At 70.4% G+C, this 21340-nt stretch carries 20 protein-coding genes and 1 other RNA gene; 15 read left to right on the plus strand and 6 right to left on the minus strand.

From position 1 onward, the window contains the following. Positions 1 to 53: 53 nt before the first annotated feature. Complete coding sequence (locus QO011_RS04645; RefSeq protein WP_307268296.1) at positions 54 to 1112, minus strand: DUF4167 domain-containing protein; 1059 nt, start codon at positions 1110 to 1112, stop codon at positions 54 to 56. A gap of 422 nt (positions 1113 to 1534) precedes the next feature. Between QO011_RS04645 and ffs the strand changes: the two genes are divergently transcribed. The 7 genes from ffs to QO011_RS04680 all read left to right on the plus strand — a co-directional run bounded on the left by ffs (position 1535) and on the right by QO011_RS04680 (position 6465). After that, positions 1535 to 1632: signal recognition particle sRNA small type (gene ffs / locus QO011_RS04650), an RNA gene on the plus strand. A 52-nt stretch (positions 1633 to 1684) separates the two neighbouring features. Continuing rightward, positions 1685 to 3466, plus strand: coding sequence for a DNA polymerase III subunit gamma/tau (locus tag QO011_RS04655; RefSeq protein ID WP_307268299.1), 1782 nt, complete (start codon positions 1685 to 1687; stop codon positions 3464 to 3466). A 91-nt stretch (positions 3467 to 3557) separates the two neighbouring features. After that, positions 3558 to 3881 (plus strand): YbaB/EbfC family nucleoid-associated protein, encoded by a 324-nt coding sequence (locus tag QO011_RS04660; RefSeq protein ID WP_307268301.1) that lies wholly within the window; start codon positions 3558 to 3560, stop codon positions 3879 to 3881. 12 nt (positions 3882 to 3893) lie between these two features. Further along, the gene (gene recR / locus QO011_RS04665) at positions 3894 to 4499 is read left to right on the plus strand and encodes a recombination mediator RecR (protein ID WP_307268305.1); all 606 of its coding nucleotides are present in this window, start codon (positions 3894 to 3896) and stop codon (positions 4497 to 4499) included. A 13-nt stretch (positions 4500 to 4512) separates the two neighbouring features. Beyond that, positions 4513 to 4815, plus strand: a complete 303-nt coding sequence (locus tag QO011_RS04670; protein WP_307268308.1) for a virulence factor — start codon at positions 4513 to 4515, stop codon at positions 4813 to 4815. A 76-nt stretch (positions 4816 to 4891) separates the two neighbouring features. Further along, positions 4892 to 5419: a methylenetetrahydrofolate reductase C-terminal domain-containing protein gene (locus tag QO011_RS04675; protein ID WP_307268311.1), complete on the plus strand. Its 528-nt coding sequence runs from the start codon at positions 4892 to 4894 to the stop codon at positions 5417 to 5419. Next, positions 5416 to 6465: a methylenetetrahydrofolate reductase gene (locus QO011_RS04680; RefSeq protein WP_307268313.1), complete on the plus strand. Its 1050-nt coding sequence runs from the start codon at positions 5416 to 5418 to the stop codon at positions 6463 to 6465. The genes QO011_RS04675 and QO011_RS04680 overlap by 4 nt, the downstream gene beginning before the upstream one ends. A 10-nt stretch (positions 6466 to 6475) precedes the next feature. Here the strand turns inward: QO011_RS04680 and QO011_RS04685 are convergent, their stop codons facing one another. After that, positions 6476 to 7558, minus strand: a complete 1083-nt coding sequence (locus tag QO011_RS04685) for a CobW family GTP-binding protein (protein ID WP_307268317.1) — start codon at positions 7556 to 7558, stop codon at positions 6476 to 6478. Positions 7559 to 7721: 163 nt separating this feature from the next. Between QO011_RS04685 and QO011_RS04690 the strand changes: the two genes are divergently transcribed. From QO011_RS04690 to QO011_RS04700, 3 genes are all read left to right on the plus strand, one after another. Next, positions 7722 to 9245, plus strand: a complete 1524-nt coding sequence (locus tag QO011_RS04690; RefSeq protein WP_307268321.1) for a sigma-54-dependent transcriptional regulator — start codon at positions 7722 to 7724, stop codon at positions 9243 to 9245. Positions 9246 to 9356: 111 nt separating this feature from the next. Further along, positions 9357 to 11372 carry a L,D-transpeptidase family protein gene (locus QO011_RS04695; protein WP_307268323.1) on the plus strand — a complete coding sequence of 672 codons (2016 nt, stop codon included), beginning with the start codon at positions 9357 to 9359 and terminating at the stop codon, positions 11370 to 11372. 282 nt (positions 11373 to 11654) lie between these two features. Then, positions 11655 to 13235 carry a peptidoglycan L,D-endopeptidase MepK gene (locus QO011_RS04700; RefSeq protein ID WP_307268326.1) on the plus strand — a complete coding sequence of 527 codons (1581 nt, stop codon included), beginning with the start codon at positions 11655 to 11657 and terminating at the stop codon, positions 13233 to 13235. 3 nt (positions 13236 to 13238) lie between these two features. Here the strand turns inward: QO011_RS04700 and QO011_RS04705 are convergent, their stop codons facing one another. Further along, on the minus strand, positions 13239 to 13517 hold the full coding sequence (locus QO011_RS04705; RefSeq protein WP_307268329.1) for a BolA family protein: 279 nt from the start codon (positions 13515 to 13517) through the stop codon (positions 13239 to 13241). Positions 13518 to 13645: 128 nt separating this feature from the next. On the opposite strand from QO011_RS04705, the gene QO011_RS04710 reads away from it, so the two are divergent. Continuing rightward, a complete protein-coding gene (locus QO011_RS04710) occupies positions 13646 to 14725 on the plus strand; it encodes a DUF2125 domain-containing protein (RefSeq protein ID WP_307268332.1) in 1080 nt (359 codons plus the stop codon). A gap of 123 nt (positions 14726 to 14848) precedes the next feature. After that, positions 14849 to 16672, plus strand: a complete 1824-nt coding sequence (locus QO011_RS04715; RefSeq protein ID WP_307268334.1) for a M3 family oligoendopeptidase — start codon at positions 14849 to 14851, stop codon at positions 16670 to 16672. 3 nt (positions 16673 to 16675) lie between these two features. Here QO011_RS04715 and QO011_RS04720 read toward each other — a convergent pair whose 3' ends face one another. Continuing rightward, entirely contained in the window at positions 16676 to 17110 is a 435-nt protein-coding gene (locus QO011_RS04720) for a type II toxin-antitoxin system PemK/MazF family toxin (RefSeq protein ID WP_307268337.1), read from the minus strand. Beyond that, positions 17107 to 17373 carry a type II toxin-antitoxin system Phd/YefM family antitoxin gene (locus tag QO011_RS04725; RefSeq protein WP_307268340.1) on the minus strand — a complete coding sequence of 89 codons (267 nt, stop codon included), beginning with the start codon at positions 17371 to 17373 and terminating at the stop codon, positions 17107 to 17109. Before QO011_RS04725 ends, QO011_RS04720 begins: the two co-directional genes overlap by 4 nt. A 425-nt stretch (positions 17374 to 17798) precedes the next feature. On the opposite strand from QO011_RS04725, the gene QO011_RS04730 reads away from it, so the two are divergent. The 3 genes from QO011_RS04730 to QO011_RS04740 all read left to right on the plus strand — a co-directional run bounded on the left by QO011_RS04730 (position 17799) and on the right by QO011_RS04740 (position 20923). Then, complete coding sequence (locus QO011_RS04730; RefSeq protein WP_307268344.1) at positions 17799 to 18626, plus strand: carbohydrate ABC transporter permease; 828 nt, start codon at positions 17799 to 17801, stop codon at positions 18624 to 18626. A gap of 35 nt (positions 18627 to 18661) precedes the next feature. Beyond that, complete coding sequence (locus tag QO011_RS04735; RefSeq protein WP_307268347.1) at positions 18662 to 19948, plus strand: ABC transporter substrate-binding protein; 1287 nt, start codon at positions 18662 to 18664, stop codon at positions 19946 to 19948. A 66-nt stretch (positions 19949 to 20014) separates the two neighbouring features. Further along, on the plus strand, positions 20015 to 20923 hold the full coding sequence (locus QO011_RS04740; protein WP_307268350.1) for a carbohydrate ABC transporter permease: 909 nt from the start codon (positions 20015 to 20017) through the stop codon (positions 20921 to 20923). 24 nt (positions 20924 to 20947) lie between these two features. Here QO011_RS04740 and QO011_RS04745 read toward each other — a convergent pair whose 3' ends face one another. Beyond that, the gene (locus QO011_RS04745) at positions 20948 to 21286 is read right to left on the minus strand and encodes a type II toxin-antitoxin system prevent-host-death family antitoxin (protein WP_307268354.1); all 339 of its coding nucleotides are present in this window, start codon (positions 21284 to 21286) and stop codon (positions 20948 to 20950) included. Between the last annotated feature and the right edge of the window lie 54 nt (positions 21287 to 21340).

Raw genomic sequence — 21340 nt, forward strand, 5'->3', positions numbered from 1 at the left:
CGACGAATGAGCCGCCATCTAACCTGATTTGCGCCGCCTGGATATGGCCTGGGTTACTCCCCGGCCGGAGCCTCGCCGGCCTCGGCCGCGGCTTCCGCCTTCTTGGGGGTGGCGCGGCGCCGGCGGGCGCGCAGCGGGCGGGCCTCGCCCTCGCCTTCGGCCGGTGCGGCCGCCGGCTCGGCGGGAGCCGCCGCCGGCGGCGGTGCCGCCGAGACCGGTGCGGCCGGAACTGGAACGGCCGGAGCCGGAGCTGGCGGAACCGGGGCTGCCGGAGCCGGGACGGGCGGCGGCGCGCTGACCGCGGGCGCTCCGGTGATGAAGGACGGCAGCGCCGACAGCGCGCCCTCGTCGCTCACGTCGGGCTGCGGCTGGTCGATCGGCACCACCGGCTGGGGCTGGAAGCCGCGCTCCTGGTAGGGCTGGCGCTCGCCGTTGCCGCGCTCGCCGTAACGCTCCTGCGTCTGCCGGTCGCGGAAGCGCTCGCGCCGGTTGCGCGGCTGGAACGGCGCCCGCTCGCCTTCGACGGCCTCGCCACGGAAGCCGTTCGGCGCGCCGTCATAGGAGCGCTCCTGTGGCCGCTCCTGCGGTCGATCTTGCGGCCGGTCCTGCGGCTGGAACCGCTCGGGCCGCGGCCCGCGCTCGCTCTGGAAGCGTTCGTTGCGGAACCGCTCGCCCTCGCCGCCCTGGCCCTGCCGATCGTTGTAGGGCGGCCGCTCGCCGAAATTGCGGTCGCGCTGATGGAAGCGGGGCTGCTCGTCGCCGCCCTGCTGGCTCGGCATCGGGCTGGCCTGCGGCATCGACGGGATCGGCCCCTCGAAATCGCCGTCCTCGCCGTCGTCGTCCTCGTCGGGATTGTAGCCGTAGGCCTGCTGGCCGTTGAACTGCGGCTGCGCCGCGGCGATGATGCGGAAATAATGCTCGGCGTGCTGCAGATAGGCTTCGGCGAGGATCGGATCGCCGGAAGACTGCGCGTCGCGCGCAAGCTGCACGTATTTCTCGGCGATATGCGCCGCGGTGCCCCGCACCTTCACGTCCGGCCCGTTCGATTCGTAGGATCGGCTGAGGGGGTTGGGTCCCTTGCCGCCACCGCCGTTGCGATTGCGGCCGCGCATGCGCTTTTGTTGTCCTTGCCTCATGGAAAACTCGTTCTCCGCTCAATCGTGCGCTGGCGTCCGTGCCGGCAAAACCGCCGGTCCGTCGCGGCGGCACGTGCCGCCCGCGTCGACGAAAAGCATGCTTTCGCCTGCGCCATGCGCACCGCACCATGCCGGCAGATCGCCACCTTGGCTCTTGCGGACCGGAATGGACGTCTCTCTCGTCTGGGCGAACGAGCGCTCCGCTCGTTGTTCGACCTGCGACGCGTTGCCCCGCGTCTCAGAGCCGGCTCGCCGGATTCGGCGCCAGCCCGAACGATTTCTGCCCCTTAGATAGTCGCTCGCGTTGCAAAGTCCAAGGGGTTTTTGCGCATCCGTCACGGAAAGGGCCGTGCTTGCACCGTCTTGTCATCGCCGCGGTCCTGCGCCATATAGGCGCCGGGAGGTTGGCGGTGGACGCAACACTCGCCAACCGGGTCAGGTCCGGAAGGAAGCAGCCCCAACGAGACCGCTGCGGGTCTTCGTCCAGCCTCCTACTTCCATTCTCGCCGCTTGGCGCCGAAGCCGCCGAAGCCCAGGGGTCCCGCCGCATGGATGACGCGACGCGGGCGTCGACGGGGGCCGCCGAGCCCTATCGCGTCCTCGCCCGAAAATACCGGCCGCAGACCTTCGACGACCTGATCGGCCAGGAGGCCATGGTGCGCACGCTCTCGAACGCCTTCGAGACCGGCCGCATCCACCAAGCCTATATGCTGACCGGCGTTCGCGGCGTCGGCAAGACCACCACGGCGCGCATCCTGGCGCGCGGCCTCAACTATGAGCCGGACGAGGGCGGCGGCAAGCCGACCATCGTCATGCCCCGCCTCGGCCGCCACTGCCAGGCCATCATCGAAAGCCGGCACATCGACGTGCTCGAGCTCGACGCCGCCTCGCACAACGGCGTCGGCGATATCCGCGACATCACCGATTCGGTCCGCTACGCCCCGGTCTCGGCGCGCTTCAAGGTTCTCATCATGGACGAGGTCCACATGGTGACGAACCAGGCGTTCAATGCCCTCCTCAAGACGCTGGAGGAGCCGCCGCCGCACGTGAAGTTCATCTTCGCGACCACGGAGATCCGCAAGGTCCCGATCACCATCCTGTCGCGCTGCCAGCGCTTCGACCTGCGGCGCGTCGACGCCGGCGTGCTGACCGGTCATCTCGCCTCGATCTGCGCCAGGGAAGAGGTCGAGGTCGAGCCGGAGGCGCTCGCCATGATCGCCCGCGCCGCCGAGGGCTCGGTGCGCGATTCGCTGTCGCTGCTCGACCAGGCCATCGCCCATGCCGGCGGCAGGGTCGAGGCCGAAGGCGTGCGCGCCATGCTGGGCCTGGCCGACCGCGCCCGGATCATCGACCTGTTCGAGGCGGTGATGCGGGGCGATGCCGCAGCCGCCCTCGGCGAGCTGCGCGCCCAGTACGACCAGGGCGCCGATCCGGCGGTGGTGCTCTCCGAGCTCGCCGAGTTCGCCCATTTCGTCACGCGCCTGAAGGTGACGCCCGAGGCCGGCAAGGACCCGGCGGTGACCGAGACCGAGCGCCGCCGCGCGGCCGCCCTGGTCGACAGCCTGTCGATGAAGGTGCTGACGCGGCTGTGGCAGATGCTGCTCAAGGGCATCGGCGAGGTGCAGACCGCGTCCAAGCCGCTCGCCGCCGCCGACATGGTGCTGGTGCGCCTGTGCTATGCGGCCGACCTGCCGACGCCGGACGACCTGATCCGCCAGCTCGCCGAGGGCGGCGGCCCGGCGCGGACGACGGGCGGCGGTGCCGCTCCGCCGCCCCCTGCCGGCGGCGGCTCGCCGCGAGCCGTGCTGGCCGCGACCAATGCCGCCCCGCGCCCGGTGCTGACCGAAGCCGCTCCGGCCACCCGCCCCGCCCGCGCGCTCGCCGGCTTCGCCGAGCTGGTGGCGCTCGCCACCGAGAAGCGCGACCTGCCGCTGAAGCTGGCGCTGGAGCGCTTCGTGCGCCTCGTCGCCTTCGAGGACGGACGCATCGACATCGCGCTGGAGGCCGGCGCGCCGGCGACGCTGGTCAACGACCTTTCCAGGAAGCTCTCGGACTGGACCGAGCGGCGCTGGCTGGTGGTGATCTCCGGCGAGAGGGGCGCGCCGACCCTGCGCGAGCAGGCCGAGGCCCGTCAGGCCGAGGTGCTCACCGGCGTGCGCGCCGATCCGCTGGTCCGCGCGGTGCTGGAACGCTTCCCCGGCGCGCAGATCGTCGACGTGCGCGACAATGCGCCGCTCCCGGCGCCGGTGGTCGCCCGGGCGCCGGACGAGGTCGGCGACGACGGGAATGACTTCGACGACGCGGACGACTATAGCTCGGACGACATCTGATCCGCCGCCGCGCCCCGGCAGCACGTCGCGCCGGCAGGGCACGCGCGGCCCGGGATCGCGTTCGGCACGAAGGGGCATCGAGGAGGCGGCCATGGCCGACATGCTGGGAATGATGCGACAGGTGCAGGCCATGCAGTCCAAGATGCAGGCTCTGCAGGAGGAGCTCGAGCGCGCCGAGGTCGAGGGCGTCTCCGGCGGCGGCATGGTCACGGTCAGGCTCACCGCCAAGGGCGAGATGAAGGGCCTGACCATCGACCCCTCGCTGCTGAAGCCCGAGGAGAAGGAGATCCTCGAGGACCTGATCCTCGCCGCCCACAACGACGCCAAGGCCAGGGGCGAGCGGCTGATGCAGGAGAAGATGGGCGCCCTCACCGCCGGGCTGCCGCTCCCGCCGGGGATGAAGCTGCCGTTCTGAGCGGCGGCCCGCATGCCCTCCTCCGTCGCCGGCCCCGAGATCGAGCGCCTGATCCAGCTCCTCGCCCGCCTGCCCGGCCTCGGCCCGCGCTCGGCCCGCCGCGCGGCGCTGACGCTGATCAAGAAGCGCGAGCAGCTGATGAGCCCGCTGGCCGAGGCCATCCGCATCGCCTGCGAGCGCGTCACGGTCTGCGGCACCTGCGGCAATGTCGACACCTCCGACCCCTGCACGCTCTGCCGCGATCCGCGCCGCGAGACCTCGCTCCTGATCGTGGTCGAGGACGTCGCCGATCTCTGGGCGCTGGAGCGGGCCAATGTCGCCAATGCCCGCTATCACGTGCTCGGCGGCACGCTCTCGCCGCTCGACGGCGTCGGCCCCGACGACCTCAACCTGGAGCGCCTGGTCGCCCGCGTCGCCGAGGGCGGCATCGCCGAGGTGGTGCTGGCGCTCAACGCCACGGTCGACGGCCAGACCACGGCGCATTACGTCACCGACCTCCTGGCCGCCACCGGCGTCAAGGTGACGAAGCTGGCGCACGGCGTGCCGGTCGGAGGCGAGCTCGACTATCTCGACGAGGGTACCCTGGCGGCGGCTGTCCGCAGCCGCACCCCGTTCTGAAAGGACTCGTCCCGTGGCCAGCATCGTCATCACCTATTGGCGCGACATCCCCGCGCAGGTCACCGCCAAGGAGGGCCGCACCGCGGCCAAGCGCGAATTGCCGCTGCGCTTCACCGAGGCGATCGACATGGCGGCGATGCGCTCGGGCGCGGCCGGGACCGACGACTACCTCGCCGAATGGCGGCGCGGGGCGCCCGAGGCCTGCTCGTCCGACTTGGAAGCCGCGGTTTCGGCGGCGGCGGCGAAGATCGAGGCGGATTACGACAAGGACCGCCTCGTCGCCCTTGCCAAGAATGGCGGACGCGAGGGGGGCTGACGCCCGGACGCTCCTTTCGATCGCTGGGAGCGGAGGGCCCTGCCCCAGCCGCGGTCCCGCCCGACCGGAGGAGCCCATGCGCACGCCCGCCGCCTTCGAGCCCTCGGCCCGCCCGCCACGGGACGGCAAGCGCTTCGCCCTGCGCTTCTGGGCCATCCGCCATGCCCGCGGCATGGAGACGCTCTATGCCCTGGTGGAGCGCGCGCTGGTCGGCCTCGCCCCCCTGTTCGCCCGCATCGGCTGGGAGCGGCTGGAGAAGCCGGTCGCCAGCGTAGAGAAGCTGGTCAAGGGCACGCTGTTCGACTGCAAGATGTGCGGCCAGTGCGCCCTCTCCTCCACCGGCATGTCCTGCCCGATGAACTGCCCCAAGGGCCTGCGCAACGGCCCCTGCGGCGGCGTGCGCAGCAACGGCAATTGCGAGGTCTATGCCGAGATGCCTTGCGTCTGGGTCAAGGCCTACGAGGGCTCGCGCGCCATGGCGGGCGGCGCCGCCATCGGCACGCCGCAGCCCGCCGTCGACCATCGCCTCAAGGGCCGCTCCTCCTGGCTCGCCGTGGCCCGCGAGAAGTCCGCGGCCGCGGCACCGGCGAAGGTGCCGGCATGACCGAGATCCGCCTGCCCCACCCCGCCGATTTCGGGCCCCATCCCGCCGCCCCCCTGCCGGAGCTCCCCGGCCACACCTCGCGCGGGCGCCTGGAGCGGGTGCTGCGCCGCGGCGAATTCGCGGTGACGGCCGAGCTCAACCCGCCGGACAGCGCCGATCCCGAGGATGTCTACGACCGCGTCAGGCCGTTCGAGGGCTGGGTCGACGCGATCAACGCCACCGACGGGTCGGGCGCGCATTGCCACATGTCCTCGGTGGCGATCTGCGCCCTGCTGACCCGCGTCGGCTATTCCCCTGTGTTCCAGATCTCCTGCCGCGACTACAACCGCATCGCCATCCAGGGCAATGTGCTCGGCGCCGCCGCGCTCGGCGTGTGCAACGTGCTGTGCCTGTCGGGCGACGGCGTGCAGTGCGGCGACCATCCGGAGGCCAAGCCGGTCTTCGACCTCGATTCGACGGCGCTGCTGCAGACCATCCGCACCATGCGCGACGAGAAGCGCTTCCTGTCGGGCCGCAAGATCACCACGCCGCCGCCGATGTTCCTGGGCGCGGCGGCCAATCCCTTCGTGCCGCCGCACGAGTTCCGGCCGGTCAACCTCGCCAAGAAGATCGCCGCCGGGGCGCAGTTCATCCAGACGCAATATTGCTTCGACGTGCCGGTCCTCGAGCGCTTCATGGCGCGGGTCCGCGACATGGGGCTGCACGAGACATGCTTCATCCTGGTCGGAGTCGGCCCGCTCGCCTCCGCCCGGACGGCGAAATGGATGCGCGCCAACGTGCCGGGGGTGCACATCCCGGATGCCGTGGTCAAGCGCCTGGAAGGGGCGCAGGACCAGAAGGCCGAGGGCAAGCGGCTGTGCATCGACATCATCCAGCAGGTGCGCGAGATCAAGGGCGTCGCCGGCGTGCACGTCATGGCCTACCGGCAGGAGGAATATGTCTCCGAGATCGTGCACGAATCCGGCGTCCTCGCCGGCCGTGCCCCCTGGCGGCGCGACATGGAGGCGAGCCCGGTGCCGCACGAGGAGCTCGTCGGCGCGCCCTGAGCGGGCGCCGCTAGCGGAGCGCCAGCGGATTGTCGGCCAGCGCCGCGAAATCCGGCGCGTCGAGACGCGGCTCGCCAAGGAGCGCCGCGAACAGCGCCTCGATGTCGGCGGGCGGGATGTCGCGCACGATGAACACCAGGCGGCTGGTGCGCTCCTCGCCGGGCCAGCGCTCGAGGCGGAGCGGCGGATGCAGCACGTGCTGGACGGCGTGCAGCACCACCGGGCGCTCCGGATCGTCGGCGAGCTTGACCAGGGCCTTGAAGCGCAGGAGATCCGGCCCGTGCCGGGCGGCGAGGAGCCCGAGGAAGGTCTCCAGCCGGCCCGGCGGCACCGCGGCGGCGCTGGCCAGGGAAAAGCTGCGGATGCGGTCGTCGTGGCGGTCGACGTCGTGTCCGTGGTGATGCGCGTCATGACGCCCTTCGTCATGGGCATGGTGGTCATGGGCGTGATCGTGACGATGCCCGTCTCCGCCCAGCCAGCGCGCGAGGTCGGCGCCGAGGCCGAGCACGTCGCCGGCCGCCGCCTCGCGCACGTCCAGGACCGGTGCCGCCGGATTGAGCCGGGCGAGCCGCCGGCGCAGCCGGTCGACTGTCCCTGCTTCGGCGAGGTCGGCCTTGGTCAGCACCAGCCGGTCGGCGACGGCGGCCTGCCGGACGCTCTCGGCATGGCCGTCGAGCGTCGCCTCGCCGTTGACCGCGTCGACCAGCGTCACCACCCCGTCGAGGGCGTAGCGGGCGGCGAGCCCGGGATGGACGGCGAGCGTCTGCAGGATCGGCGCGGGGTCGGCGAGGCCTGACGTCTCGATCACCACGCGGCGGAACGGCGGCAGCGTGCCGGCGTCGCGCCGGGCGCCGAGGTCTTCCAGCGTGTCGATCAGCTCGCCGCGGATGGTGCAGCACAGGCACCCCGCCGCGAGCAGCGCCACCCCCTCGCCCGCCGTCTCGACGAGGAGATGGTCGAGCCCGACGGCGCCGAACTCGTTGATGACGACGGCGGTGTCCGCCAGGGCCGGGTCGGCCAGCAGGCGGTTGAGGAAGCTGGTCTTGCCGGCGCCGAGGAAGCCGGTGAGGACGGTGACGGGAATGGCTGGCATGCGCCTTCATACAGGCAGGCGCGGGCCGCGGCATAGCGATTTGGCGAATCCGCGCACGCGCCGGCCCGCGGAAAACGTCGTTAAGCGACTGTTCACCCTTCTGGCCGAGCATGCCTCGAAACGGGACAGCACAGGGCCTCCGGGCTCGTGACGAGGCATGCATATGACCGCGACGATCCTGATCGCCGACGACGATCCAGTCCAGCGCCGCCTGCTCGAAGCCACGCTGCGCCGCTTCGGCTACGAGGTCAGCCTGGTCGAGGGCGGCGAGGCCGCGCTCCGCGCGCTCGAATCGCATGACTTCGACGTGATGATTCTCGATCTCGTCATGCCCGACCTCGACGGCATGGGCGTGCTGGAGCGCATGCGCGACAAGGGCCTGGAGACGCCGGTCATCGTCCAGACCGCCCACGGCTCGATCGACGCGGTGATCTCGGCCATGCGCGCCGGCGCCGCCGATTTCGTGGTGAAGCCGGTGGGCGCCGAGCGCCTGCAGGTCTCGATCCGCAACGCCATGAAGAGCCGGGCGCTGGAGGGCGAGGTGCGCCTGCTCTCGCGCCGCGCCGCCGGCACGCTCGGCTTCCGCGACCTCGTCAGCCGCAGCCCGGAGATGGAGCGGGTGATCCGCCTCGGCGAGCGCGCCGCCGCCTCGGGCATCCCCGTGCTGATCGAGGGCGAATCGGGCGTCGGCAAGGAGGTCGTGGCGCGGGCGATCCAAGGCGCGAGCGAGCGCCGCGGCAAGGCCTTCATCGCGGTGAATTGCGGCGCTTTGCCGGCTAATCTCGCCGAATCGATCCTGTTCGGCCACGAGAAGGGCGCGTTCACCGGCGCGAGCGAGCGCCATGTCGGCAAGTTCGCCGAGGCCAATGGCGGCACGCTCTTCCTCGACGAGGTCGGCGAGCTCACCCCCGACATCCAGGTCAAGCTGCTGCGCGCCCTGCAGGAGGGCGAGGTCGACCCGGTCGGCGCCAAGCGGCCGGTGAAGATCGATTTCCGCCTGATCTCCGCCACCAACAAGAACCTGATCGAGCTGGTGAAGGAGGGCAAGTTCCGCGAGGACCTCTATTATCGGCTGCACGTCTTCCCGGTGATGCTGCCCCCGCTGCGGGCTCGCCGGGAGGACGTTCCCGACCTCGCCCGCCACTTCATGGCCCGCTTCGCCGCCGAGGAGGGCCGCAAGATCCGCTCGATCACCGCCGAGGCCCTGGCGCTGCTCGTCGCCTATGACTGGCCGGGCAATGTCCGCCAGCTGGAGAACACCCTGTTCCGCGCCGTGGTCCTGGCCGACGGCGACGAGCTCGGCGTCGCCGAGTTCCCGCAGATCGCCGCCCTGGTCGAGGGCTTCGACGTGCGCATCCCCGCCGCGCCGGTGCTGCCGCCCAAGCCCGTCCATGCCGGGCCGGCCATGATCACCGGCCAGCCCCTGCGCGAGGTGGTGACAGTGCGCGACCCCCACACGCTGCCTCTGCTCGACGGGCGCGGCGACGTGCGCAGCATGGAGGCGATCGAGACCGAGACGCTGAAATTCGCCATCCGGCACTATCGCGGCCAGATGACGGAGGTCGCCCGCAAGCTCGGCATCGGCCGCTCGACGCTCTATCGCAAGCTTAAGGAGCTCGGCCTCGAGGCCAGCGTGCCGCAGGGCTGTGGTCTGGAGGACACGAGCGCTGGCGAAGCCGCGGCGTGATCGTTCGCACACCACAATTTGAGTTGAAGGTGCGATAAGCTTTCCGCACTGAATCCGCTGACGAAAATGTGACGCGGCGTCAAAGCGCTACGTCGATTTCCGGGGACCGATATGCGCTGCCGCGACCTGTTGTTGTGTTCCGTCGCCTTTGGCCTGGCGCTCGGGCTGGCCACCGCCTCCGCCGAGGAGAGCCGGCCCGCCGCCGCTTTCGCCGTGCCGCCCCTCAGCGCCGCCGAGAGCGCGGCGGCCTTCGCCCCCGTGACCGCGCCGCCGCCGGCCACCGCGGCGGCAAGCCCCGCGCCGGCCGCCCCCCTCGCCGCCGCGCCCGTCCGCGACGTCGCGGCGACGGCGACGGCGCAGCCCCAGCCGGCTGCCGAGCCGCCCAAAGACGCGCCCCGGGATGCAGCCCGGGCGGCGCCCTTCGACGCCGCCGAGATCGCGGCGGCCAAGGCCAGGATCGACGCCCGCGTCGCCGCCGCCGAGGCGAAGGCCGGCCAGCCCGACGAGCCGGCGGCCGCGCCCCCCGCGCCGCTCCTGTCCGCGCCCCTGGCGCCGCCGCCGGAGAGCGCCGTGCCGGCGACGCCGCCCGAAAGCGCCGCACCGGCGACGCCGCCTGCTCCCGCCGCCCCGGCGGCGGCCGCGCCCGCCGCGGATGCGGTGCGTGCCGCCCTCGCCGCCCGGCTGGCGGCGCCCCTCGCCAAGCCCGACGCCGCGCGCGCCGGCATCGCCCGATTCTACGCCCTGCGCGACGACCATCCCGTCTGGATCGACGGCGGCGTGCTCACGCAGGCCGGCCGCGCCCTGGTCGACCGTCTCGGCCGGGCCGATGCGGACGGCCTCGACGCCAGGGCCTATGCCGTCTCCGGCCTCGCCGCGCTCGGCACGGGCGGCGCCACGCCCGAGGCGGCGGCCGATGCCGAGCTCGGGCTCGCCGCCGCCCTGGTCGCCTATGCCCGCGACGCGGCGAGCGGACGCGTCGACCCGAAGCTGGTCGGCCGCGACATCGTCGCCGACGACCATGCGCCGGATCCGATGCAGGTGCTGGTCTCGCTCGCCATCGCCGCCGATCCCGCGACGGTGCTCGACGGCTACAACCCGACCCAGCCGCAATTCCTGGCGCTGAAGCGCAAGCTGGCGGAGCTGCGCGCCGCCGATGCGGCGCTGGCCCAGGCCCAGCCGCCCCGGGTGCCCCCGGGCCCGACGCTGAAGGTCGGCATGGTCGATGCCCGCGTCGCCGTGCTGCGCAACCGGCTCGGCGTGGCCATGAACGACGGCGACGTCGACAGCGACGTCTATGACGAGGTGCTGGCCGACGCGGTGCGCGCCTTCCAGCGTGAGCGCCGCCTCAAGGCGACCGGCGTCCTCAGCCCGCAGACGCTCGCCGCCCTCAACGGCCAGGTCCGCGCCCCAGCGGTCAGCCCGGAAAACGACATCATCGCCAACATGGAGCGCTGGCGCTGGCTGCCGCGCGACCTCGGCGCCTCGAACGTCCTGGTCAACGTGCCGGAATACCGGGTGCGCGTCACCATGGACGGCACGGTGGTCAACGAGAGCAAGGTCGTCGTCGGCAAGCCTGATACGCCGACCCCGATCTTCTCCGACACCATGCAGTTCGTGGTGATGAACCCGTCCTGGAACGTGCCGCAGTCGATCATCAAGAACGAATACCTGCCCAAGCTCGCCACCGATCCCAACTACCTCATCCGGCAGGGCTTCGTCGTCACCTACCGCAACAACCAGATGATCGTGCGCCAGCCCCCGGGCGAGCGCAACGCGCTCGGCCATATCAAGTTCATGTTCCCGAACCGCTTTTCGGTCTATCTGCACGACACGTCCTCGCGCAGCCTGTTCGCCAGCGACAAGCGCGCCTTCAGCCATGGCTGCGTCCGCGTCGACCAGCCCTACAAGTTCGCCGAGGTGGTGATGGGGGCCGAGAACGGCTGGACCGAGCAGCGGGTCAAGAAGATGGTCGGCGGGCGCGAGCAGCGCATCGACCTGAAGCGGCAGCTGCCGGTGCATATTGCCTACTTCACCGCTTTCGTGGATGATGACGGCGAACTGAAGCGGCTCGACGACATCTACGGCTACAACAGGCGCGTGCTCGCGGCTCTGGGGCTGATGAGGTGAAATAAGGCGGAGCCGTTCGTCTTTTTGCCATCTTTGCGCGCCAGAAAACGCACAAAGGCTGCCGGAACGCCGCGTATCGCCTGGCTTCCGAGACGGCCGATCGCAAGCACGGCGTGGGATAGTTGGGGGTCGGATGGTCGGTCAACGGTGCCTTAACCTATCTCGGCAAGACTCTGTCAACGATGACGGCCTTTCGGGCGCAGCAATGCGTCGAATGCCGTCTCAGACACGCCGAGAGCCGTGACCGTGCCGAGCCCCCTCTACCCCCTTTCGCGAAGCGGCGTGCGCAAAGCGCTTCGCATCGCCTTCACCCTGGCGGCGTCCATTCTGACGCTGGGCGTGCTCGTCCGCCCGACCGAAGATGCCGTGGCCAACGGCGACACCCGCTCGATCAGCCTGGTGCACATGCACACGGGCGAGACCCTCGACGTCGTCTACAAGCGCAACGGCGTCTATGACGCCGACGCGCTGAAGAAGCTCAACTGGTTCCTGCGCGACTGGCGCCGCGAGGAGCCGACCCGCATGGATCCGCGCCTGTTCGACATCGTCTGGATGTCCTACCGCGCCGTCGGCGCCACCCAGCCGATCCATGTCGTCTGCGGCTACCGCGCCCCCGAGACCAACGCCATGCTGCGCCGGCGCTCGCGCGGCGTCGCCAAGTTCAGCCAGCACACGCTCGGCAAGGCGATGGACTTCTACATTCCCGGCGTGCGCCTGTCGGACCTGCGCGCCGCCGGCCTCAAGCTGCAGCGCGGCGGCGTCGGCTTCTATCCGACCTCCGGCTCGCCCTTCATCCACATGGACGCCGGCAGCGTGCGCATGTGGCCGAAGATGACCCGCGCCCAGCTCGCCAGCATCTTCCCCGACGGCAAGACCGTCCATATTCCTGCCGACGGCCGGCCCATGCCGGGCTACCAGGCGGCCTATGCCGAACTGCAGCGCAACGGCGGCTCGGTGGGCGGCTTCGTCGGCGGCGACGAGGACGATGGCGGCGGGCCCTCCTTCTTCGCCCGCCTGTTCGGCGGCGGCGGTTCGACGGAAACCGCCGCGCGCGACACGCAGCGCCCGCAGGCGGTGGTCATGGCCGGCAAGACCGGCACGGTCATCGCACCGGCGCCGATGCCGGCCGCAACCCGCGTCCCAGCGCCCGCGCCGACACCCGCTGCGCCCGAGCCCGCGCCGGTGGTGGTGGCGAAGCTCGAGCGCACCGTGCCGATTCCGTTGCCCGAGCCCCGTCCGGCCGAGCTCGCCGGGCCGCAGCTCGCCTGGCAGGCGGGTCCGGACGGCCAGCCGGCGACCGCCGTGGTCGCGGCCGCCAGCATCCCGCTGCCGCCCGCCCGGCCGGGTCTCGACCGGGCCGCGGACGCGCCGCCGGTGCAGCTCGCCGCTCTCGATCAGACGCAGGACGCTTCGCCGGAGCTGCGCCCCGGCGCGCCGGTCATGGCCGACGCCTCGCGCAGCATCGACCTCCTCCTGCGCCGCGACACGCCGCTGCCGCCGAGCCGCGCCCTCGGCTTCGCCGATGCCGGCGCCGGGCTGATCGCCAAGCCGCGCAGCGAACGGCCGCCGCTGATCGCCACCCGCTTCGAGAAGCTCAACTTCGTCTCCGTCACCGCGCCCGTCGCGACAGCCCGCAACAAGGCGCAGGCCGGGCTGGTGCGTCCGGACCTCAAGAGCGTCGGCTCGCTCATCCCGGCGCCGTCCAAGGTGGTGGTGATGCGCTTCGGCGTCGCCGCCTACCAGGACCTGCGGGCGGAGAAGTTCACCGGCACCGCGATCAAGCCGCTGCGCACCGCCAGCTTCGCCCTGGCGCCCGACATCATCACCGGCAGCGTCGCCAAGCCCGACCCCGGCCTGAACTGACCGTCACCAGGCCGTCGGCTCGCCCGGCGCCGCCGCTTCGATGGCGAGGGCATGAACGCCGGCGGCGAACGCCTCGCGCAGCGCCTCGTTCACCAGCCGGTGGCGCTCGACCCGGCTGCGTCCGCCGAAAGCCGCCGAGACGACGCGCACGCGAAAATGGCTCTCCCCGCCCGGCCGATACCCGGCATGGCCGGCATGGGCGGCCGACTCGTCGAAGACGAGCAGGCGTTCGGGCTGGAGCGCCGCGGTCAGGCGTGCTTCGATCAGGGAACGCATCGACATCGGATCCTCCGGCAAGGGGCACGGCCGCTTAGGCCCTTTGGCGCCGCGCGGTCAAGATCGGCCGGGAGCGGTTGACATCGCCCCGCGGCACGGCAGCTATGATCCGACAGCTCAACGAGACCCGCCCCTTGCCGACCCAAACCGTTCCGATGCCCCGCCGCCGCTCCAACCTGCGCATCTTCATGCCGACGCTGGCGGTGCTCGTCCTCGCCATCGCCTGGTCCGGCTTCTGGTGGTTCGCCGCCGGCCAGACCGACCGGGCCCTCGCCGAGTTCATCGCGCGCGAAGCCGAGAAGGGCCGCGTCATCACCTGCGCCAGCCAGAGCACCGGCGGCTTCCCCTTCCGGCTCGAGATCCGCTGCCAGGATCCGCGGGTGGACGTGACGCGGGACGACGGCTCCTTCAGCCTCACCGCCAGGAGCCTCGTCGCCGTGGCCCAGGCCTACCAGCCCTCGCGCCTGGTCGCCGAGGTCGAGGGGCCGCTGGTGTTCACGCCGCGCGACCGGCCGGTCTCGGTCGAGACGACCTGGAAGAGCGCCGAGGCGAGCCTGGTGCTCGGCCTCGCCGGGCCGCAGCGCGTCTCCGCGGTGATCGAGGGCGCCGACGTCACCGCCGTCGAGGGCGACCAGCGCCGTCCGCTGCTCGGCCGGGCTCGCATCGAGGCCCATGCCCGCCTGGCCGAAGGCGCCGACGCCGCGCCGGGCAATTACGACCTCGTCACCCTGGTCGATGCCGGCAGCGTCCCCGACCTCGACGCCGCCATGGGCGGCGATGCCGCGCCGGTGCGAATCGAGTTCCAGGGGCTGGTGACGCGGCTGCTCGATCTTTCGCCGAAGTCGCTGCGCCAGCGGCTGCGCGATTGGCAGCAGGCGGGCGGCACGTTGCGCGTGGTGCTGGCGCGCATCGATCGCGGCCCGTCGACGGCCAAGGCGGTCGGCGACCTCGCCCTCGACGCCGAGGGCCGGCCGACGGGCGCGCTCACCGTGACGCTGTCGGGCGTCGGCGAGCTCAGCGCCGCGCTGAAGCATTCCAACCTGGTGCCGGGCAACATCGCCAACCTGCTCGGCGTCGGCCTGGCCCTGCTCGGCAAGCCCACCAACATCGACGGCAAGCCGGCCGTGGAGGTGCCACTCAACCTGCGCGACGGCCGCGCCGCGGTCGGGGCCTTTCCCGCCGGCAAGCTGCCCAGCCTGTTTGGCACGCCCTGAGGCGTCGGCCGGCTACGGGCGGCGCCGATTTGCCGCGGCCGGGTTGAACAAGGGACGGCCGTCGGCATTATGATCCCAGCAAGGTGCGATCTCCGATCGCCGCCGATTCGCTCCGGAGCTTTCATGGCCGACACCATCGCCCACGCCTCGCAAGCCCCCGATGCGCCGTCCCTCGGCGTCCTGCCGGAATGGAACCTCGCCGACCTCTATCCCGGCATCGACTCGCCGGAGGTGGCGGCGGATCTGGGCCAGGCGCTCGGCCTGTGCAAGGCGTTCGAGGATGCCAACAAGGGCCGGCTCGAGGCGATCCTGCGTGAGGCGGGCGGCCCGGCACGCCTCGCCGCTGTCATCGCCGACTACGAGGCGATCGAGGACAAGCTCGGCCGCATCGCCTCCTTTGCCGGCCTGGTCTATGCCGGCGACACCACCGATCCCCGGCGCGCGAAGTTCTACGGCGACGTGCAGGAGAAGCTGACCACCGCCTCCTCGCATCTCCTGTTCTTCACGCTGGAGCTGAACCGGCTCGACGATGCGCTGCTGGCGCAGAGCCTGGCCGATCCGCGGCTCACCCATTGGAAGCCCTGGCTGGAGGACATCCGCCGCGACAAGCCGCACCAGCTCGAGGATCGCATCGAGCAGCTGTTCCACGAGAAGTCCGTCACTGGCCGCGGGGCGTGGAACCGGCTGTTCGACGAGACCATTGCCGGGCTGCGCTTCAAGGTCGACGGCCAGGAGCTCACCCTGGAGCCGACGCTCAACCTGCTGCAGGACACGACGCCGGAGAAGCGCGAGGCGGCGGCCCACGCGCTGGCCGACACCTTCAAGGACAATCTGCGCCTCTTCACCCTGATCACCAACACGCTGGCCAAGGACAAGGAGATCTCCGACCGCTGGCGCGCCTTCGAGGACGTGGCCGATTCGCGCCATCTCGCCAACCGGGTCGAGCGCGAGGTGGTCGACGCGCTGGTCGCCGCGGTGCACGAGGCCTATCCGCGCCTGTCGCACCGCTATTACCGCCTGAAGGCGCGCTGGTTCGGCCGCGACAAGCTCGCCCATTGGGACCGCAACGCGCCGCTGCCCAAGGTGGAAAGCCGCGTCATCGGCTGGGAGGAGGCGCGCGACACGGTGCTGGACGCCTATGCCGGCTTCTCGCCGCGCATGTCGGCGATCGCGCGGCGCTTTTTCGACGAGAGCTGGATCGATGCGCCGGTGCGCCCCGGCAAGGCGCCGGGCGCCTTCGCGCACCCGACCGTGCCCTCGGCGCATCCCTATGTGCTGCTCAACTACATGGGCAAGACGCGAGACGTCATGACCCTGGCCCACGAGCTCGGCCACGGCGTGCACCAGGTGTTGGCCGCCCCGAACGGCGCGCTGATGGCGCCGACGCCGCTGACCCTGGCCGAGACCGCCTCCGTCTTCGGCGAGATGCTGACCTTCCGCGCCCTGCTCGCCAAGGCCGAGACGCCGGCGCAGAAGCGCGCCATGCTCGCCTCCAAGGTCGAGGACATGATCAACACGGTGGTCCGCCAGATCGCCTTCTACAGCTTCGAGCGGCGGGTGCACCTGGAGCGCCGCAACGGCGAGCTGACCGCCGAGCAGCTGGGCGAGATCTGGCTCGGCGTACAGAGCGAGAGCCTCGGCCCGGCGATCGACCTCAGGCCGGGCTACGAGACCTTCTGGACCTATATCCCGCACTTCATCCACTCGCCCTTCTACGTCTACGCCTATGCCTTCGGCGACTGCCTGGTGAACTCGCTCTACGGCGTCTACCGCAACGCCGACGCGGGCTTCGCCGAGCGCTATCTCGCCATGCTGGCGGCCGGCGGCACCAGGCACCATTCCGAGCTGCTGGCGCCCTTCGGCCTCGACGCGCGCGATCCCGCCTTCTGGCAGATCGGCCTCGGCATGATCGAGGGCATGATCGCCGAGCTGGAGGCGATGGGGTGAGAATCAATCGTCGCGAGCGACGATCCTGGCGTAGCTGTCCCTGAAGTTGCGGCCGATCCTCTGGCGCAGCGCGGTCATGATGCGTTCCGGCAGCAGTCCATAGGACCAGCGAACCGCTTCACCATGCGGGATCGGCCGCAAATCCGGGCCGGGCCAGGTGAAGCGGTTGACCTCGGTCGCGACGATCCAGGAAGGTTGGTCGTCGAGACCCAGGCGTCGTTTGACCGGGAGCGGGATCACGACAGCATCTCGTTCCGCAGCCGGTGCGGAATGGGTCACCGGCGCGACGTAGACGATGGTCGACTCACCGGCTTTCCGGACGGCGAGGACGACGACCACCGGCCGATCCTTCCGGCCTTCCGAACGGCCTTCTGCCTGTTCGCCGTTCCAGAGATACGAGTAGGCGATCACCAATCCGGGACTTGGATCGGGGATCATCGAAAGCTCTCGGGCACCTCGTCATTGTACCGATGAGCCTCTTCGGGAAGAGGAGCGGTGAGGATGAGATTGATCTCCTCCTCCGAGAGTTCCGTGACGAGGAGCGCCTTCCTGTCCCGCAGCTTCAGCCGCTCATATTCCTCCACATCGACCAGGGCGAAGCGGTCGCGGCCGTTCCTGGTGATGATCACCGGCTCCTTGAGGGCGGCGTCCTGCCATTTGCCGATATTCTTCTGGAATTCCGCCGAGCTCACCCGTGCCATGATGCCGCCTCCGATCACAGCGCATCCTACCAGATCGGCCTCTTCCGGACCATCCGGAAGTTCCGGATCGGCGAAACGATTCGGAGCAGCAAACATTTTCGAACAATGTGGTCTCGCTATCCCTGCGCTTGCCGCCACGCCGAGCGAGTCGCGCGCCGGAATCCTGCGATCGAGGTGGCAGCACGGCGTGCATCGATCGCCGGCTAAGCGGAGCGCAACCGGCCCGGCCACAAGCCTGCCGTTCAATTCGCCTCATGCAAATTCGAACAATTTCAATCGAAATATAGCTTGCCATGTTCGGTTTTGTTCTTAAGCTCCCCTGTCGCGATGCGGGGCCGCCGGCCCGTGTCATCGGACAGCGCGGATGAGGCGGTCATGACGACCATCGAGCTCGGCCAAGCCTCCGGGACCCGGGAGGGCGCCCTGTGAGCAGCGCCGGCGACCGCGGGTCGGCTGCGCGCCGCCGCTTCGGCCTGCATGCCGGCCTCGCCCTGGTCTGTGCCCTGGTGCTGCTGCCGCCGCTCTGGGTGCTGCGCACCAGCCTCTTGCCGGAGCAGCTCTCCTACAGCGGCGAGATCATGCCGGCCTTCACCCTGGAGAACTATTCGGGCCTCATGGCCGGCCGCTTCGGCCAGTCCTACCTCAACAGCCTGATCGTCGCCGTCGGCTCGGTGGTGCTGGCGCTGCCCTTCGCCGCCACCACCGGCTATGCCTTCGCGCGCTTCCGCACCGGCGGGCGCTGGGCCCGCTTCGCCGTGCTCGCCACGCAGATGCTGCCGCCGGTGGCGCTGGTGCTGCCGGTCTTCAGCCTGTTCCGGGCGCTCGAGCTCTCCAACAGCCTCATCGGCCTGGTGATCGTCTACGCCGCCCTCAACCTGCCCTTCCTGACCTGGATCCTGATGGGCTTCTTCGAAGGCATCCCGGTGGATCTCGAATGGGCGGCGATGACCGACGGCGCCACCGCCTGGGGCGCCTTCTGGCGCATCGTCCTGCCGGTGTCGCTGCCCGGCATCGCCGCCGCCGGCGTGCTCGGCTTCATCCTGGCCTGGAACGAGTTCCTGTTTGCGCTGGTGCTGACCGGACCGGCGACCGCGACGATCCCGGTCGCGCTCGCGGCGCTGCAGACCTCGAACGGCGTCGCCATCGCCAAGGTCTCGGCCGGCGTGGTGCTGGCGGTGCTGCCGCTCGCCATCGCCTCGCGCTTCATCCAGCGCTTCCTCGTCCAGGGCCTGACGTTCGGCAGCGTGAAATAGGCGGCGCGACCGCCACATCCCGAGGGAGAAGAACCATGATCGCGAGAAAGACGTTCCTGAAGGCGGCGCTCGGCGCAGCCGCCGCGGCCGTGCTGGCGGCCTCGCCCGCCCGTGCCGCCGATCCCGTCACCCTGCACGCCCTGATGGAGGACGTGCCGGAGACCAAGATCATCGAGGCGCTGCTGCCGGAATTCGAGAAGCAGACCGGCATCAAGGTCGAGTTCGAGAAGATCGGCTACCCCGACATGCACGACAAGCTGGTGGCCCAGCTCACCGCGCCGCAGAGCTTCTACAACCTGCTCGAGGTCGATTTCCTCTGGGCCGGCGAATTCCCCGCAGCCGGCTGGCTGACGGACCTGACGCCCTTCGTCCAGAAGTCGAAATTCGACCTCGTCCCGTTCATCCCCTCGACCCTCGACCTGCTCGGCCGCGGCAAGGACAGCCTCCACCTCGTGCCCATGTACAATTACTCCATGGGGCTGCTCTACCGCACCGACCTCCTCGCCGACGACAAGCTGAAGGCGGCCTATCAGGCCGAGAGCGGCAAGGCGCTGGCGCTGCCGCAGACGCTGGAGGACTATGTTGCCGTCGCCAAGTTCATGAAGGCCCATGCCGGCGTCGCCGGCGCCGCCATGCAGGGCCAGCGCGGGGACCCCAACAGCATGGAGTTCTCCAACTATCTCTTCTCCGCCGGCGGGGCCTATCGCGACGCCCAGGGCAAGGCCGGCCTCGACACGTCGGAGGGCAGGAAGGCGCTCGACCTCTATGTCGACGCCATCCAGCACGCCGCCCAGCAGGGCGCGCTCTCCGCGACGCTCGACGACACCATGCGGCTGATGTGCAGCGGCACCGCCTTCAGCATGGTCACCTATTGGTGGATGCTGCCGCAGATGACCGACGCGCAGAAATGCCCGGCCGTCGCCGGCAAGGTCGCCCTGGCTGTCATGCCCGGCGGCCATGGCGAGAGCGGCGGCTGGGGCTGGGGCATCCCGAAGAACACCACGCCGGAGGAGCAGGAAGCGGCCTGGACCTTCATCCAGTGGGTGCAGAGCAAGGAGATCTCGGTGAAGCGCGCCCTGGAAGGCCATGCCCCGGTGCGCAGCGACGTCTATGCCGATCCGGCGGTGCTCGCCAAGTACCCCTTCTACAAGATCGCCGGCGACGTCGTCGCCTCCGGCAAGGCCTTCCCGATCTTCACCTATTCCGCCCAGTACGAGGACGTGCTCGGCGCCCAGCTCTCGCTCGCCGCCGGCGGCCAGGCGACGACCGCGGCGGCGCTGAAGGCGGCCTCCGACGGGCTGCAGCAGCTCCTCGACAAGTAACCGAACGCACCGGCGCGGCCAGCCTGCCGCGCCGGATGCCCTCCGGACCTCCAGCCCCAGCCGCCGATGCTTGCCGCGATCAGAGCCCGATGGAGCGACCGCAACTGGCGGCTCGGCTGGAGCTTCGCCCTGCCCGGGCTGATGCTGCTGGCAATCGTCATGGGCTTTCCGCTGGCCTATGCGCTGGTCCTCTCCGTCTCGTCCATGACGCTCCTGAAGCCCCAGCTCCTGCCCCTGGTCGGCCTGAAGAACTTCGCCACCATGCTGTCCGACCCGCTGTTCTGGCAGGCGCTGTGGCTGACCGTGCGCTATTCCGCGACCACGGTGATCGGCGAGTTCGTCGTCGGCCTCGGCGTGGCGCTGATGCTGAACCGCACCGTGCGCATGAAGCCGGTCTATTTCGCCGTCCTGACCATTCCGATGGCGATGTCGCCGATCAGCGTCGCCCTGGTCTGGCGCATGCTGCTGCAGCCCAATCTCGGCATCGCCAACCACCTCCTGGAATCGGCCGGCCTGCCGCGCCTCGACTGGCTCGGCACGCCCGGCATGGCGCTCGGCACCATGGTGGCGATCGACATCTGGCAGCAGACCTCCTTCGTGGTGCTGATCCTGGCCGCGGGCCTGGCGGCGCTGCCGCGCGAGCCCTACGAGGCCGCCGAGGTCGACGGCGCCAAGCCCTGGCAGCAATTCGTCTACATCACCCTGCCGATGCTGCGGCCGGTCGCCGCCATCACCGTGATCATCCAATTGATCAACGAGTTCCGCACCTACGACCTGCCCTTCGTGCTGACCCGCGGCGGGCCCGGCAATGCCACCGAGGTGCTGAGCCTGTTCGCCTATCGCCGCGCCTTCCTCGGCCTCTCCCTCAACGAAGGCGCCGCCGCGGCCTTCGTGCTCCTCATGATCGTGCTGATCCTGACCGTGATCTTCTTCGCGGTGCTGGAGCGCGTGCGGCCGGAGGGCGAGCGCGCCTGAGAAGGCCCTCGGAGCCGCAAGCGTTCAGCGCGTCCGATCGTCATGGTCGGTCGTTCCGGCATTGACCCGCCGTTCCAGCTCCGCAGCCAGCATCTCAGCCAGCTCCGGCGGCGTCTCGCCCACCCCATAGACACGGCGCGGCCGCCCCTGCGCCTGCATGCGCTCGAAATCCTCGACGCTCATCAGGACGAAACGCGGCTTTCGGTGATGCGTGATCATCACCGGCTCCTTGCTGGCGATATGTGTGACCGTGCCGATCTGCTGTGTGAGCTCGACCGTGCTGAACTCGCGCATGGCGCACTCCAAAATCATGAATTTCTGGAATATATAGATATTTCGGCAAAGAGCGAGATCGAACGCCACGGCATGGCTTCCTCGCGGAAAAGATCCCATATCCGGAGGCAAGGGACTTCGATC

This window comes from Labrys wisconsinensis, from assembly GCF_030814995.1.
GTDB classification, from domain to species: domain Bacteria; phylum Pseudomonadota; class Alphaproteobacteria; order Rhizobiales; family Labraceae; genus Labrys; species Labrys wisconsinensis.